The sequence below is a fragment of the Providencia manganoxydans genome, from assembly GCF_016618195.1.
GTDB lineage: Bacteria > Pseudomonadota > Gammaproteobacteria > Enterobacterales > Enterobacteriaceae > Providencia > Providencia manganoxydans.
Genome location: NZ_CP067099.1, coordinates 3,222,573 through 3,238,768, shown reverse-complemented (window position 1 = coordinate 3,238,768; position 16,196 = coordinate 3,222,573). Strand labels below are relative to the sequence as shown.

The 16,196-nt window shown below is 39.8% G+C and carries 14 protein-coding genes; 8 read left to right on the top strand and 6 right to left on the bottom strand.

What is annotated here, in order from left to right; genetic code table 11:
• Positions 1 to 17 precede the first annotated feature (17 nt).
• Genes JI723_RS14660 through JI723_RS14650 form a run of 3 tightly spaced genes read left to right on the top strand, consistent with a single transcriptional unit; the run spans position 18 to position 3,029 of the window.
• Entirely contained in the window at positions 18 to 1,382 is a 1,365-nt protein-coding gene (locus JI723_RS14660) for a PTS transporter subunit EIIC (protein ID WP_319068758.1), read from the top strand.
• 15 nt (positions 1,383 to 1,397) lie between these two features.
• A complete protein-coding gene (locus tag JI723_RS14655) occupies positions 1,398 to 2,240 on the top strand; it encodes a MurR/RpiR family transcriptional regulator (RefSeq protein ID WP_140180604.1) in 843 nt (280 codons plus the stop codon).
• A gap of 6 nt (positions 2,241 to 2,246) precedes the next feature.
• Positions 2,247 to 3,029 (top strand): sulfite exporter TauE/SafE family protein, encoded by a 783-nt coding sequence (locus JI723_RS14650; protein WP_272581050.1) that lies wholly within the window; start codon positions 2,247 to 2,249, stop codon positions 3,027 to 3,029.
• Positions 3,030 to 3,113: 84 nt separating this feature from the next.
• Here JI723_RS14650 and JI723_RS14645 read toward each other — a convergent pair whose 3' ends face one another.
• The gene (locus JI723_RS14645; RefSeq protein WP_272581049.1) at positions 3,114 to 3,974 is read right to left on the bottom strand and encodes a rhomboid family intramembrane serine protease; all 861 of its coding nucleotides are present in this window, start codon (positions 3,972 to 3,974) and stop codon (positions 3,114 to 3,116) included.
• Positions 3,975 to 4,322: 348 nt separating this feature from the next.
• The gene (locus JI723_RS14640) at positions 4,323 to 6,020 is read right to left on the bottom strand and encodes an NAD-dependent malic enzyme (protein ID WP_070924968.1); all 1,698 of its coding nucleotides are present in this window, start codon (positions 6,018 to 6,020) and stop codon (positions 4,323 to 4,325) included.
• Between the two features lie 509 nt (positions 6,021 to 6,529).
• Here JI723_RS14640 and JI723_RS14635 point away from each other — a divergent pair.
• Both JI723_RS14635 and JI723_RS14630 read left to right on the top strand, forming a co-directional pair.
• Complete coding sequence (locus tag JI723_RS14635; protein WP_272581048.1) at positions 6,530 to 7,198, top strand: hypothetical protein; 669 nt, start codon at positions 6,530 to 6,532, stop codon at positions 7,196 to 7,198.
• 405 nt (positions 7,199 to 7,603) lie between these two features.
• A complete protein-coding gene (locus tag JI723_RS14630; RefSeq protein ID WP_319068766.1) occupies positions 7,604 to 8,074 on the top strand; it encodes a hypothetical protein in 471 nt (156 codons plus the stop codon).
• 40 nt (positions 8,075 to 8,114) lie between these two features.
• Here the strand turns inward: JI723_RS14630 and cdd are convergent, their stop codons facing one another.
• The 4 genes from cdd to metG form a co-directional block, all read right to left on the bottom strand.
• Positions 8,115 to 9,002, bottom strand: a complete 888-nt coding sequence (cdd, locus tag JI723_RS14625; protein WP_272581042.1) for a cytidine deaminase — start codon at positions 9,000 to 9,002, stop codon at positions 8,115 to 8,117.
• A 418-nt stretch (positions 9,003 to 9,420) separates the two neighbouring features.
• Positions 9,421 to 10,116, bottom strand: a complete 696-nt coding sequence (locus JI723_RS14620) for a CidB/LrgB family autolysis modulator (RefSeq protein WP_070924963.1) — start codon at positions 10,114 to 10,116, stop codon at positions 9,421 to 9,423.
• The gene (locus JI723_RS14615) at positions 10,110 to 10,583 is read right to left on the bottom strand and encodes a CidA/LrgA family protein (RefSeq protein WP_070924962.1); all 474 of its coding nucleotides are present in this window, start codon (positions 10,581 to 10,583) and stop codon (positions 10,110 to 10,112) included. The genes JI723_RS14620 and JI723_RS14615 overlap by 7 nt, the downstream gene beginning before the upstream one ends.
• A 154-nt stretch (positions 10,584 to 10,737) precedes the next feature.
• Entirely contained in the window at positions 10,738 to 12,765 is a 2,028-nt protein-coding gene (gene metG / locus JI723_RS14610) for a methionine--tRNA ligase (protein ID WP_070924961.1), read from the bottom strand.
• 350 nt (positions 12,766 to 13,115) lie between these two features.
• Between metG and apbC the strand changes: the two genes are divergently transcribed.
• From apbC to htpX, 3 genes are all read left to right on the top strand, one after another.
• Entirely contained in the window at positions 13,116 to 14,228 is a 1,113-nt protein-coding gene (gene apbC / locus JI723_RS14605; protein ID WP_070924960.1) for an iron-sulfur cluster carrier protein ApbC, read from the top strand.
• A gap of 336 nt (positions 14,229 to 14,564) precedes the next feature.
• Positions 14,565 to 15,125, top strand: a complete 561-nt coding sequence (locus JI723_RS14600) for a LemA family protein (protein ID WP_070924959.1) — start codon at positions 14,565 to 14,567, stop codon at positions 15,123 to 15,125.
• A gap of 69 nt (positions 15,126 to 15,194) precedes the next feature.
• Positions 15,195 to 16,151, top strand: a complete 957-nt coding sequence (gene htpX / locus JI723_RS14595) for a zinc metalloprotease HtpX (RefSeq protein WP_272581041.1) — start codon at positions 15,195 to 15,197, stop codon at positions 16,149 to 16,151.
• Positions 16,152 to 16,196: the final 45 nt, after the last annotated feature.

The window sequence follows — 16,196 nt, the reverse complement described above, 5'->3', positions numbered from 1 at the left end:
AATACTGGGGAAATTATATGGCTAACAAGATAGAACATCTGGAAGTACTCGCCAAAGAAATAGAAAAACAGGCGGGTGGATTCGAAAACGTGGTGACGTTGACTCATTGTATGACACGTATTCGTTTAGTTTTAAAAGACAATAGCAAATTCAATGCAGAGGCTCTGAAACAAGTCGAAGGTGTGAAAGGCGTTGTCTTTAATGGTGAACAACAACAAGTCATTGTGGGGATGGGAACCGCGGCTAAAGTTTTTTCGGTAATGAATAAAAGAATGCAGGGTAGTGACCTGACGAATGAAAGTAGCATTGCTGCTAGTTCCGAGAAAAAACCGTTTTCAATTCGTCGCATGTTAAACACACTTGCTGCTATTTTTGTACCAACTATTCCTGCGTTGATTGGTTGTGGTCTCATTATGGGGCTGATTAATATTGTGCGTCTAGTCGCACCGGGTGTGGTGGAGCAGTTCCCTGAACTGTTTAAATTATTGAAATTGATCGGTAGCGCCGTTTTTACCTATCTCTCTATCATGATTGGTGTGAATACCGCGAAAGAATTAGGGGCATCAACCTCAATTGGTGCGGTTATGGCAGGGCTGCTAGCGATGCCTGGCTTGGCCGATATCACATTATTTGGTGAGAAATTACAGCCAAACAGTGGCGGGATCTTTGCTGTACTGATGGTGGTGGTATTCTCTTCTAAATTTGAAGTGTGGTTTAGAAGTATCATTAAAGAGAGCCTCGATCTTATCGTAACGCCATTTGTGACCATTTTAGTGTCAGCTATGGTGGCTTTGATTGTGTTCCAACCTGCGGGGCATTATCTCAACCAAATCTTGTCTCAAGGCGTTTCTGTTGCATTGCTAAACAGTGGAGGTGGCGCAGTGGTGACAGGGGGCATTTTAGGTGGCAGCTTCCTATTTTTATTACTTACAGGTTTGCATCAAGGCTTGATCCCCATTCATGCTGAAATTTTGCAAACTTTTGGCTTAAATTACCTATTCCCAATCTTAGCGATGGGAGGAATGGGGCAAGTCGGTTCTTGTTTCTGGGTATTCCTGAAAACTAAAAATCAACGCCTGAAAAAAACCTTAGTTGGTGCTTTACCTGTGGGGATCTTTGGGGTTGGCGAACCATTATTGTTCGGTGTGTCATTACCGCTAGGTAAACCTTTTATTGCTGGCTGTATTGGTGGTGCCGCTGGTGGGGCATTAATGGCCTTCTTCCATGTGGGGATTATTATTCCGTTTGGAACGGCTGGCTTATCATTAATACCGTTAGTTGGAGATGGGCAAATTCTTGATTTTCTGATTGCGGTAGCTGGCGCATGGATTGTCGGTTTCATTGCCAGTATGATAATAGGCTTCAACGATCCAGAAAAATAATAATAAGGAATAGCCATGTCAACACTGACGGTAAAATTGGAAAGTTTATTGACCAGAGGCAAAGGCACCGAGCAACGTATCGCCCATTTTTTGCTCGAAAGTCGTGATAGCATTGTTTCGATGAATGCAGCTGAACTTGCTCAAGCTGCTGGGGTAAGCAGCGCTTCAGTTATCCGTTTTGCGCGCCAAATGGGTTACCGTGGCTATCCTGAATTTAAAGTTGATTACTTATCCGATGAAAAGCAGCACAAAGCCGAGAGTTTGTATGGCAATCTGAGCCGTAATGATGATACGGCTCAGATTATCGCTAAATCAGGGCAAATGTTTATTACGGCAATTGAAAAATCAGTGGGATTACTAGAGCCGTTGACGGTGGATGCAATCGCACAAAAAATTGTTGAAGCAAAACGGGTTGTAGTATTTGGGATCGGATCTTCAGCGATTGTGGCTAATGATATTTTTCTTAAATTGATCCGTGTGAATAAACATGCGTTGTTTAGTCCTGACCTGCATGTTCAACTCGGTTATTCGGCAAACTTGAATGCAAGTGATTTAGCAATCGCTGTCACTGCAAGGGGCAATACCCCTGATATCAATTATATGCTGAAATCAGCTCATGAAAGTGGTTGTACGACTGTCGCATTAACCCGTTTTGGGCAAGATGAAGCAGCGCGCCTTGCTGATTATACTTTGCCTTATTTCTATGATGAACAGCACTCCCAGCTTGGTGTGATCACGCCACAAGTATTGCAAATGGTCATATTTGATACACTATTTTTTAAGTATTTAACCCTCGCCAATGAAGATGCAGATATTGCATTACACAAAGCACGGCAAGCCGTAACCCGGGCAGGATAAAACCTAATGATTTTAACTGAGTTAGCCATCGGAGCATTGATTGGCTTGATTATTAGCACCACAGGTGTCGGTGGTGGTGTGATTGTTTTACCGATACTGACCTATTTTTTTGGACTCAATGCATTAGCCGCGGTGGCCACAGCAAACTTCTTATCCATGTTGATGAAAGTCTCTTCGTCATATATGCATTTTCGATTAGGCAATATTCCATTAAAAGGCGCATTTATTGTATTGGCAATTATGTTGCCAAGTACATTTTTATCGAGTTTATTGGTGACTTGGTTGGGAAGCATTCCGCAATATGAAAAACAGGTTGAATGGGGGATTAATTTGTTGGTTGCGGTGGCAATTATTTTTTCTCTGTACTTATTTATTCATCGTATGTTTTTTGCCAATCCAATTAAAAAAATAGCCATTAAAGAGAGCCAATTACGTGCAATGGCAGTGCCTGCGGTTATTGCGGGTATTGTATTAGGTGCGACAGGTGTGGGGGGCGGTGTTGTGGTATTGCCGATGCTGTTACGTTATATGCAGTTAAATATTAAGCAAGCTATTGGTACGTCAATTGTTGTTACCACGGTTTTATCAGGATCTTCTGCGTTAGCTTATGCGCAGGACGGTCACACTGATTTAAAATTGGCACTCATTTTATGTGCAGGGGCATTACTCGTAATGCCATTGGCGAAACATTTGCTGGTGACATTATCTGAACGCACTTTCCAATATATTACACTGTTACTTATTGTATGCAGTGCCATCATGATGACGCTAAAAGTGTTTATGCTTTAAATATTCGAGCGAAAACGCTGCAATCTGAATGATAATGAAGAAATGCCATTAATGATCCCCTTGGTTATACCAAGGGGATATTCATTACTGATTTGCATCAGTCACTTCTTTTTGGATTTCTTGATAAATAAATTCACGTTCAAACAATAAATCTTCATCGGTTGAGAAAGAGATACTGTAGATAGCAAATATCAGCAAAGCAGCAGCTATTGCGGTAATCAACAGGTCAATAAGGTAGGATTTCTTTGCTGAAATTACATAGCCTAAGCTAACCAATGCACCAATCACGGCACCCCCCACATGCGCTGCATTATCCACTCCAGACTGCATACCATTAACTAAAGTTAACGCAATCATGGCAATAATATTGTATAGCTGGCGTTTTAGTTTGGCATTTTCGATATCAGGGACATCTGGTGAATTAATCGTTTTGAACAAATAGATCACTGATGCAGCCGCTAGCCCCATAATGGCGCCTGATGCACCTACACCGATAGTAATATACACCGTATTATTTATTGGCATATATAAACTAAATGAATCAACTGCCTTGAGTGATTCTTGGTATTGCCAGTAGGCACTAAATAAGGCTGCACCGACGCCAGAAATAATATAAATAGATAATAATTTAAATTTGCCATAAACCCGTTCGCATTCAATACCAATGACTAATAAGGCAAGACTATTAAAACCAATATGCATTGCATCTGAATGCAAAATCATACTGATGGGATAACGCCACCAATCACCTGTTAGTGAGAGTTGGTAGATATTTGCACCAAATAACAATAAGTTGCTTTCTCGCGATTCTAGCGGTGATGCAAAGGCGATTTGATAAAAATAAACAGCGATATTGAATAGCACAAGGATCAGCGTTAATGCCATGGCTTTCAATGAAATACGCGGTTTGGATGCAGGTGGTGTGTAGTTTGGTTGTTCAGACATATTAAGTCCTTATAATAATATTTATACTTGCCATACTTTAAGCTACAAGAGTTTTGACTCAATTCATTAGTTAGTGGTGCTGGATCTTTAGAGTATAAAATGTGCCAAAATTTTAGTTTATATCCAATATCTGAAAAATGAGGTCAAAAACTAAAAAGGGCGCTAAATAGCGCCCTGAGGTTGCTGACGAAGCGAGATAAAGCGTGGTTTTCCCGCTCAGTGCTATCAGCCGAAAATCAATAAATTGATTTTCCTCGTTTATTTCAGAACCCTAACGACTACCGCCAAACATGATAGGTTTGTCAACAGTCTAAGAGCGCTAAATAGCGCCTTTAACCTATTCGGAAATTAGAATGATGTCCGTTTATAAGTACGATATTCAGGTTTCCAGAAATTGCGTTCAATTGCCTCTTCCAATGCACTGTCTGAGGTCACGGTAGCGACACCCTGTACCTGCGCTTCTTTCGCAACTTGTTTCGCAATAAAACGCGAAACTTGTTGGATATCAGACAATGGTGGCAATAGTGAACCATCACCCGCTTTAGCGAGTGGAGAGCACTCAGCTAACGCGCGGCTGGCTGCCATTAGCATATTTTCAGTGACGCGTTTAGCGCCTGAAGCAATCACTCCTAAGCCGATACCTGGGAAGATATAAGAGTTATTACACTGAGCGATAGGGTAGACCTTATCTTTATAGGATACTGGTGCAAATGGGCTACCTGTTGCGACTAACGCTTTGCCATCAGTCCAGTTAATAATATCTTCTGGACGAGCCTCAACACGTGATGTTGGGTTAGACAGTGGCATGACGATTGGGCGCTCACAGTGTTTGTGCATCTCTTTGATGATTTCTTCGGTGAACAAACCTGCTTGACCTGAAACACCAATCAAGATAGTTGGCTTAGCATTGCGGACCACATCTAATAACGAAATTGAATCGCTGTTCACATCCCAGTCAGCTAAATTGCCACTGTTTTGAGTCAATTTACTTTGGAAATCTAGCAAGTTAGGGAGTTTATCGGTTAACAAGCCAAAACGGTCAACCATATAAATGCGTGAGCGTGCTTGCTCATCGCTCAAACCTTCAGATTTCATTTGCGCAACAATTTGTTCAGCAATACCACAACCTGCGGAACCTGCACCTAAGAAAGTCACTCGTTGGTCGCTCAGTTTACTGCCAGCAGCATGGCTAGCCGCGATCAAGCTACCTAAGGTTACCGATGCGGTACCTTGAATATCATCGTTAAAGCAGCAAAGCTCATCGCGATAACGGTTTAACAATGGCATTGCATTCTTTTGCGCAAAGTCTTCAAATTGCAACAGCACATTTGGCCAACGGCGTTTTACGGCTTGAATAAATTCGTCAATAAATTGGTCATATTCTTCGCCAGTAATACGTGGATGACGCCATCCCATATACAGCGGATCATTTAGACGCTGTGGGTTATTGGTTCCCACGTCAATCACGATCGGCAAAGTATAAGCTGGGCTGATGCCACCGCAAGCGGTATACAAAGAAAGCTTACCGATAGGAATCCCCATACCGCCGATACCTTGGTCACCGAGACCTAAGATACGCTCACCATCAGTGACTACAATCACTTTCACGTTTTGTTTAGTGGCATTTTGCAGCATATCATCGATGTATTCACGGTTTGGATAAGAAATGAATAAACCACGAGCACGACGATAGATATCAGAGAAGTGTTCACACGCTTCACCAACCGTCGGGGTATAAATAATTGGCATCACCTCAGTGAGGTGCGCATCAATTAGACGGTAGAATAGGGTTTCGTTGGTGTCTTGAATGTTTCTTAAATAAATGTGTTTATCGATATCTGTTTTGAAGTCGATTAACTGGCGATAAGCGCGTTCTACTTGTTCTTCGATAGTTTCAACTTGCTCAGGCAGTAAACCATACAGGTTAAAACTCGCACGTTCTTCTTCGCTAAAGGCACTGCCTTTATTCAATAAAGGAAATTCTAGCAGGATAGGGCCCGCATAAGGTATGTACAGAGGGCGTTTTGTTTCGTATTCATGTTCCATGAAATATCACTCTTTGGACGATTAAAAAACAACAGTCGGGATAGATCCTAAGGCAAACAAAAAATATGTACAGTGATTATTGATACAAAGAGTTAAAATAAATGTTAAATAATATTATTTGTATAATAAACAGCATAATAGCTAATTTAAATCAACAGAGAAACTGTACTACCTAAGAGATTGTTATCGTAAGTAAGACTATCTTCAGTATGCTGAGTCTAAGGGCGATGTGGTGGATACTTGCCATAATCCCGATTATCAGATTGATATAATTTAAAAAATAACCTAACGAATTTATTATTTAATTCCATACCTTATTATATATTGACCAGTGTTTTTATTTTTAATATTTTTATAGTATTGTTTTTTATATGTTGATAGTTTCTGATTTAATGTGTTTAATATTCCAATCGCAATTCGAAACTATTTGAAAGTTGATGAAGACAACTTTTCTTTGCTTTATCATTAATACGAATATTCTATCCTAATAATGCCTATGAGGGGGGAGAATGAGCTTTTTTCTTTATGATAAAAAAGTTATGAGGTTAATACTTATTTTTATAATAAATATATTGTTCAGTTTTATTTGTTTGGCAAAATCACGGGGTGAATTTAAAAAAACAATAAGTATTGTTGATGATTATCTCTATACACAAGAGCTAAAAAAAGAAAAGGAGGCACAATTAAATTATATGTCACCTTTTAGTATTATAATGATTGATTATTTTAAACAAGTAATGAAGGAACATAGTTTACCGGTTAGTGATAATTTAATTAATTCTATTATTTGTGCACATAAATTTGAATATATAGATTTGACTAATAAAAAAATAGATGATGATAAAGGCCTTGAGTATCATATTGATGATATCAACTATAAAAAAGCCAATGTAATATATAATAAAATAATAAATGATTATAATTTGCCTAACGATGTATGGATCTTAACTGTTCCTTTTGATTTATTAAATGATCACCAAAAAGAAGCTTATTGGAAAATCATGTTAAGTGCAAAAACAGAAAGTAAAAAATACATATTTATCGCGAATATTATTCGTATGGTTGAAGAAAAAGTAAAGTATGCATCTAAAGAAGAAAAATCCAGAATATGTAAATGGTTAAAAAGGATAAAAAGAACAACGGTATACTCAGAACATATCCTTCCTAAGAAATATTAAAATAGCAATATACTCGTCATACTTCAAGTTGCAGTGTTGTTGACTACGCTCACTCGCACTAGTCACCTACTTATGTAGGCTCCTAGCGACTCATTCACTTGTCGCCTAACTGCAGCTCGAATTATTTAGAGTATATTCTCCTTGCCTATCTTCACTTGTCGCACTTTTCGTTAGGGGATAGTGACTGCGCTACGTTTACTGAATTATAGCGTTTGTATATGCTCTCCATTTATCTTTGTTTATCGCTGACCTGCAATTCGAATTATTTAAAGTATAGGTTATGACATAGTTAGTATTTTTATCATATATTGCTACAAGATTTTATTTTATGTCATTCTATAAAAGATGTATGTTCATTTTCGATAAATAATCATTGTATGGTTATTTTCAATAAAAGGAATTTTAATGAGACGACTTACTGGAATAGCCGATTTTTTTCATTTTAAAAAACTATCATTATCCGCTGTTTTATTTCTTATATCGTTATCAGTATCTGCGAATACAATTAATAGCAATAACAATAATTACCTCAATAATCAAAATACATCAAAATATCATTTAATTAATCACCGTGAATTAGATAACCAACAGCTAACAGGATACACGGGACGTTATCCTATATTAGCCAAAAGTATGTTGGCAGAAGACAGTATCTTTTCAATGGTTGCAATGCAGTACTTTCGTGCGGTTCTTTTTGAGCATCAGATAATATTCACAGCAAAGCAACTTAAACAGATGCAGATGGACATGGCAGAAGGTTATCTTGAATTCCTTGAAGGAAAATTTAAACAAGGAAATAGTACTATTGATGGTGATATTAATTTTAAAGAAATTAGTCAGTTACATAAAAAGGTATATGCAAAATACATTAAATAATTGCCACCAAATAAATGGCGGCAATTAAATGTTTAACAAATTAATCTAAATAATTCACTTCTTTTTGCTGGCAGCCGAGTGCTTGCAAAGTGTTCTCCGTAATACACCATTGCTTAACAATTGCATCTTGCTTTTCAACTAATACCGCTTGCTCGATAGAATGCATATCTTTGCCCGCTAAATTAATCATAATTAATGCGGCTTGGAGTGGTGGCAAGCTTGGATTAAAGGCGGCGTTTTCAGCGTAGCGACCAGTAAATAATGAACCATCTTTTAACTGTAGTGCAATACCTGAATGCGATTGGCTATAAGGTGCATGTGACTGGTTTGCTGCCTCAATAGCCGCACATAACAAGCGATTACGGCTCGGTGTGCTGTAACCATGATCGACAGTATCCATTAGCAGAGTTGTGATCTCTAAATCGGATGGGCCAAATGAATCAGGTAAGTAATCATGTAATGTTGCTGGCTGACGCTCAGGGAGGTGTACTTCAATTTTACCACCACCACGTAATTCATTCATAAACTGTCGGCAGTGACCGCATGGCGTATAGTTGACCGTGATCGAAGCCAACTGTTTTTCACCTTTTAACCATGCATGGGTCACGGCACATTGCTCTGCGTGGATAGTTTGCGCGATAGCGACGCCACTGAATTCCATATTAGCGCCGAAGTAGATGTTACCACTTACACCACGGGCAATAGCCCCGACATTAAAGTGCGAAATTGGGGTAACAGCATAGGCCGCCGCGAAAGGTAATAATAAAAATGCCAGCTCGCTGTCACTATAACCGCAATCAGCCTTAATCTGATTAACTTGTTCGGCACTCAGCATCGCTTGAAAATCAGGTGTATCAATAATGGGTCTGAGCGCAACTTGTAACTTTTCTGGGAGTTGAGACCAAGCGGACTTAAATCTTGAATGCATGAGTAGTTCTCCTAGTGACTTACTTACATTTTTTATACTCAATTGCAGCGTTTTGCATTGGGGGATACTTTCTACGCTCTTCGTGAGTTATGGGGTTCCCGTTCAGCTGCATCTCAAGTGTTTAGAGTATATGTAATAAATTATCACTTAATATGTGATTAATATCTCTTTTTCTATGAAATTAATGAAACAAATTGTGTAATTGAGAGATGTATCTCAAGTTTTTGGCGGTAAGCCTCTGACTGACTGCTGACAAACGTATTTTGTTTGGCGGTAGTCGTTGAGGTTATTTGACCTAAATTAGGAAAATCAAATTATTGATTTTCGGCTGATAACACGAAGCGGAAAAAAACTGATTTCATTCCACTTCGTCAATAAGTTGAGAGAGGCGATAAGCCTCTCTCATATTGTATTGAGTTTAGCCGAAAAGATGGAGTATGACTGGGAAGATAAACGGAGCGAGTAAAGAGGTAATGATCCCACAAGTCATTAATGCTAATGAGCTATAAGCGCCTTCAATATAGTTGATTTCTGCACAACGGGCAGTACCTAATGCGTGAGACGCAGTCCCCATTGCTAACCCTCTTGAAGCATGTGTACGAATACGTAGGGCATCAAATAAGGAATGGCCAAACATCGCTCCCAACATACCCACAAAAATCACGCAAGCAGCACTAATTGCGGGAACTCCGCCGATTGAATCAGCGACAGCCATGGCGATTGGGGTCGTAACGGATTTTGGTAAGATAGAGGCGGCAATGTCGGGTGTTGCACCTAACCATAAGGCAATCGATGTACCAGTAAACATAGCCACTAAGCTGCCGGCTAAGCAGATACTAAACAGTGATTTCCATTGGGCACGAATTTGATGCATTTGCTCATAAAGAGGAAAGGCGAGTGCGACAACCGCCGGTTGTAGCAGGTCATTAAGGATTTTACTGCCTGCAAAGTAGTGTTCATAAGGGGTATTGGTAAAAATGAGTAACGGAACAATAATCGCGATCGCCACTAATAATGGGTTTAATAGTGGTAGTTTTAATTTAATCGACAAAATCCGTGCCAGATAAAAAACGGCAATAGTTAACGGTAGTGACCACCAAATATGTTCTAACATTTTCCATCCCCCTTATCTTGCTGATTATCCGGTGATATATGAGTTGGCTCTTCAGGGGGAAGAGGAACCTCGTCTGGTTTTACACCAACAATTTGACGTTCTTTATGGATATAGTTAGAGCTGAAAGCAACCACAACCATCACTACTAACGTACTAATAAAGCAGGCAACAAGGATTGGAACCAGTTGTTCGCTTAATTGGCTATAATAATTCATGATGCCGATACCAATAGGTACAAACAATAACGTCATATTCTTTAGCAATATTGAACAACCAGGTTGCGCCCAGTGCGCAGGCACAATTTGAAGAGCGAGTAGCACAAACAGTATTAGCATACCGATGATACTACCGGGAACAGAAAATGGCAGAAGTGTTGATAACAGGTTCCCAATGATCAGGCAGAGATAAAGAATCGCAAAAGCGCGTAAATACTGCCATCCGGTTATCAGCACATGTTTTAATGACATGAGACTCGTCCTATTACGCTAAGTGCATTCATCATACAATTAACTTTATTATTGTGCTAGAGATCACAGTTAAAAGATGAAAAAAAAGCAGAGGATCAAGGATCCTCTGCTTCTCATTTAATTATTCGCTCTTTCCTAGGTAGGATCCGCTATTTTATTTTACTTGCATACCTGGTTGAGCACCGCTGTCAGGACTCAGTAGGAAAATATCTTTTCCGCCGGGGCCAGCAGCCATTACCATACCTTCTGACAGCCCAAAACGCATTTTACGCGGAGCTAAGTTTGCGACCATGATAGTCAAACGGCCTTCAAGTGCTTTTGGATCAGGGTAAGCACTACGAATACCAGAGAAAACTTGGCGAGTTTCACCACCAATATCCAGTTGCAGTTTTAGTAACTTATCAGAGCCTTCAACAAAATCAGCTTGTTTGATCAACGCGATACGCAGATCAACCTTAGCAAAATCATCAAAGCTGATGGTTTCTTGAAGAGGATCATCTGCAAGTGGGCCAGTCAGAACTTTAGCGGGTTTGATGCTTTCTTTAGACGCTTCAACCATTGCTTCAACTTTTGCCATTTCAATACGTGAGAACAGCGCTTTAAATGGCGCGACTTCATGATGAGTTAATGGCGTAGCGATTGAGTCCCATGTTAGTTCGACATTCAAAAATGCTTCGGTACGTTTTGCAAGGCCTGGCAAAATAGGTTTCAAGTAAGTCATTAACACACGGAACAAATTGATACCCATTGAGCAGATATCTTGCAGTTCTTGGTCTTTGCCTTCTTGTTTTGCAACAACCCATGGCGCCTTTTCGTCCACATAACGGTTAGCAATATCGGCGAGTGCCATAATTTCACGCACAGCTTTACCGTATTCACGGCTAGTATAGGCTTCACCAATTGACTGTGCTGCATCAATAAATTGCTGATACAGCTCAGGATCAGCTAATGTTGCTGATAATTTACCGCCAAAACGTTTAGCGATAAAACCGGCGTTACGGGATGCTAAGTTAACCACTTTATTGACGATGTCACTGTTTACGCGTTGCACAAAGTCTTCTAAGTTCAGGTCGATATCATCGATACGAGATGAAAGCTTAGCGGCATAATAATAACGCAAGCAATCTGCATCAAGGTGATCTAAATAGGCGCGAGCAGTAATAAAAGTCCCGCGTGATTTAGACATTTTTGCACCATTAACGGTGACATAACCATGAACAAATAGATTGGTTGGTTTGCGGTATTCACTGCCTTCAAGCATTGCTGGCCAGAACAAGCTATGGAAATAAACGATGTCTTTACCGATAAAATGATACAGATCGGTTTTTGAATCTTTATTCCAAAACTCATCAAAATTGAGGTCGCCACGCTTATCACAGAGGTTTTTAAATGACCCCATGTAACCAATTGGTGCGTCTAGCCAAACATAGAAGTATTTACCCGGTGCATCAGGGATCTCGAAACCGAAATACGGCGCATCGCGGGTAATATCCCATTGTTGTAAACCTGATTCGAACCACTCTTGCATCTTATTGGCGACTTGTTCTTGTAGCGCACCTGAGCGAGTCCAAGCTTGTAGCATGTCGCTAAATGCAGGTAGGTCAAAGAAAAAGTGTTCTGTTTCACGCATTACTGGCGTAGCGCCAGACACCACAGAACGCGGGTTAATCAGTTCTGTTGGGCTGTAAGTTGCGCCACACACTTCACAGTTATCGCCATACTGATCTTCTGCTTTACAGGTAGGGCAAGTACCTTTTACGAAGCGATCTGGTAGGAACATGCCTTTTTCAGGATCGTACAGTTGTGAAATAGTACGGTTTTTAATAAAACCGTTATTTTTTAATTTGCTGTAGATAAGTTCTGATAGCTGCTTGTTTTCTTCACTGTGGGTCGAGTGATAGTTATCATAACTGATAGCAAAACCAGCAAAATCTTCCTGATGCTCTTGGTTCATTGCTGCAATCATTTCTTCCGGTGAAATTCCCAGCTGTTGGGCTTTCAACATGATTGGCGTGCCGTGTGCGTCATCTGCACAGATAAAATGAACCTCTTTGTCGCGCATTCGCTGATAACGGACCCAAATATCAGCCTGAATGTGCTCCAGAATATGACCGAGATGGATTGAACCGTTAGCATACGGTAACGCACAGGTTACCAATAGTTTATTTGCGACTTGAGACATAGTAATGATCTTACTTCCATTAATAAAAAGGGACTTTGATGTTACCCGATCACAACTTTCGCTGCTAGGGTAATAGGATATTAATTGCCAAATCAGACAAAAAAGGGTTTTTTTGCTGTTGAGTGTCTTTTAGTTGGTAAGGCGCTCACTATTTTGATGGTTTCTGGTATGATGAATAGTAGTCAAAGTATCATATACCCTAAATCCTTCAAGCCGCAGCGTTGTTGACTACGTTTAGCTAGCCGAGTCACATAGTTTATCTATGCTCCCCGACTATCTTCACTTGTCGCCTAACTGCAGCTCGAATTATTTGGAGTATAGTGTTAAAAATATAACATAAAGGAGCCGGGATGAACGATAAATCCCCCGAGCAGAACAATCCAGAACTGCTGACTGAAAAAGTCTCCACTGTTTTGGCTTCATTTACACACCCAACACTGAAACGTAATCTGATATCTATCAAAGCATTACATCATTGTGCACTGTTGGATAATGTGTTGCATGTCGAATTAGTGATGCCGTTTGTGTGGAAAGGGCCATTTCAGGCTCTGATCAGCGAAAAAACGGCAGAATTGAAAAAAGTAACCGGTGCTCATGCGGTTGAGTGGAAACTGCGTCATGATATCACGACACTAAAACGTGCTAATGATTTAGCGGGTATTAATGGTGTTCGTAATATTTTGGCGGTGAGCTCAGGTAAAGGTGGGGTGGGTAAATCCAGTACCTCTGTCAACTTAGCACTGGCTTTGGCACAAGAAGGAGCGAAAGTCGGTATTCTTGATGCTGATATTTATGGCCCATCGATTCCAAACATGTTAGGAACCACCATGGAGCGACCAACCTCTCCAGATGGTCAACACATGGCGCCTATTATGGCATATGGTCTGGCCACCAACTCTATCGGTTATTTAGTTACTGATGACAATGCGATGGTATGGCGTGGTCCTATGGCAAGTAAAGCACTGATGCAGATGTTGCAAGATACTTTATGGCCTGACTTAGATTATCTGGTTATCGATATGCCGCCGGGAACGGGGGATATTCAGTTAACACTTTCACAAAATATCCCAGTAACAGGTGCTGTTGTAGTAACAACGCCACAAGATATTGCATTGGTTGATGCAATGAAAGGGATCGTTATGTTTAAGAAAGTTAACGTTCCTGTACTTGGTGTGGTTGAAAATATGAGTGCGCACATTTGTAGCAACTGTGGTCATGTTGAACCTATTTTTGGTACCGGTGGTGCTGAAAAACTGGCTGAAAAATATAATACCCAGCTGTTAGGACAAATCCCTCTACATATTTCATTGCGTGAAGACTTAGACCGTGGCCAGCCTACAGTGATGCGTGATCCTGAAGGCGAGTTTGCTGATATTTATCGCGAAATTGCTTCTAATATCTCTTCATTGATGTATTGGGAAGGTGATAAAATCCCAACAGAGATTTCATTCCGCGCAGTATAAAATCCAGTAAGCTTAAAGGATCTACTCTTTAATTATGTAGATCCTTTAATATTTATTCCTTCCAAATTATTTTTCCCTCAACTTATTCTTATTTATCGTTTACTTGTTTCGCTATTTTATTGTGATAGCGTAGAATAGTTTAATTATACTTGTCATACTTCAAGTTGCAGCGCTTTTCGTTAAGCTGCCAGTGACTGTGTTTACTGACGACAGTCACATACTGATGTATGTTCCTAGCGACTTATTTAATTGTCGCCTAGCCGCATCTCGAATTATATAGAGTATATTTGTGTTGCGTATTCGATTTTATTTATGGCGGAAGCCTAAAAGGTGACTATGAAATTTTTAATTTTGATTGTCGTATTAGTACTGATTGTTATTTACTTTTATAACCGTATTGTCGCAATGCGTGAGGCTGTTATTTCAAGCGAAACGGAGATTTCAGTGCAATTAGACCGCCGCGGAAAAGTATTTGATAGTTTGTTGGCAACGGTCAAAAAGTATTTAAGCCATGAATCTGAAGTTTTTAGTAAGATAACTGAGCTAAGAACGCAGGCACAGAATGCGACAGGAGCACAAGCACGTGAAGCGGAAGATGCGTTGTCAAAAATGGTGAGCAGCGGGGCAATTAATGTTGCTGTAGAAGCATATCCTGAGTTGAAATCGGATGCGATTATGGCGAATTTGCAAGAAGAGATAGTTTCAACAGAAAACAAACTTTCATTTGCAAAACGTGGCTACAATCGTGCATTAGAAGCATATAAAGCCTATATTGCATCAATGCCTGCGGTATTTATTGTTGGTATTATTCCTAGCCTAAAAATCGATAAAGACTATTGGCGTCTTGATGAAGAAACAATTAAAAGCGAAGAGTCTCGCCGTATTAATTTTGATTAAAAATGGCTGTTATTGATCTGTTTGCTCAAAGTGCAATGCTTTGAGCAAATTAGTCATATAGGGAATGCTATGGATTTTAGAGACATCATACGTAAAAATAATATTCGTACCCGTTTAGTGGTGATTAGTTATATTTTTATCATGCTGATTGTGGGATTATTAGCGGACACTGCCACCCATCCTGATGAACGAATTGGTTTTTTTGAAAATTTACTGGCGTTTGTCACTTTTCAACAGTTACCAGTGGCAACTTTAATTATTTTAGGGCTCACTTTTTTAGGGCTGATTTATATTCATTATCGCGGTCATAAAATGATGTTGGCGGGGATGGATGCAAAAGAAATTACGGCTGAAAATGCCAGTACACCCGAAGAAAGGCAGTTGTGTAATATATTAGAAGAGTTAAGTTTAAGTGCGACTCTGCGTTATGTTCCCCGTTTATATATTTTAGAAAGTGATGAACCAAATGCTTTTGCTGCTGGTTGGACATCAAAAAATGCCCTAGTAGGGGTGACTCGAGGTTTATTAGAGACGCTAAATAGGCAAGAAGTACAAGCCGTGATGGCTCATGAGATCGGTCATATTATTCATGGTGACTCTAAATTAACCTTATATGTCGGTATTTTAGCGAATGTGATCCTCACTATTACCAATATCTTTAGTCAGTTATTTATTCGTACAGCGGGTCGTAGCCGTAATAGTGCTTCGAACAAAGCGCAAATTATTTTATTAGTACTCAATTTTGTCTTGCCTTGGATCACGCAAATTCTTTATTTTTATCTTTCACGAACCCGCGAATATATGGCTGATGCCGCAGCCGTTGATTTAACAACAGATAATCAAGCGATGATCAGCGCATTGAGAAAAATTTCAGGGAAACATGAAAAAACAGAGTATGATCATTCGAGTACTGGTGATGCCTACCGCAGTGCCGCTTATATCTTTAATAAAGGTGATTCGGTATTTTCAACGCATCCTTCGATTGAAAATCGTATAGCGGCGTTAGAAGGGCGTAAAAAATTTTAAATATATCCATATGCTTCAAGTTGTAGCGTTGTGACTTGGTGCCGC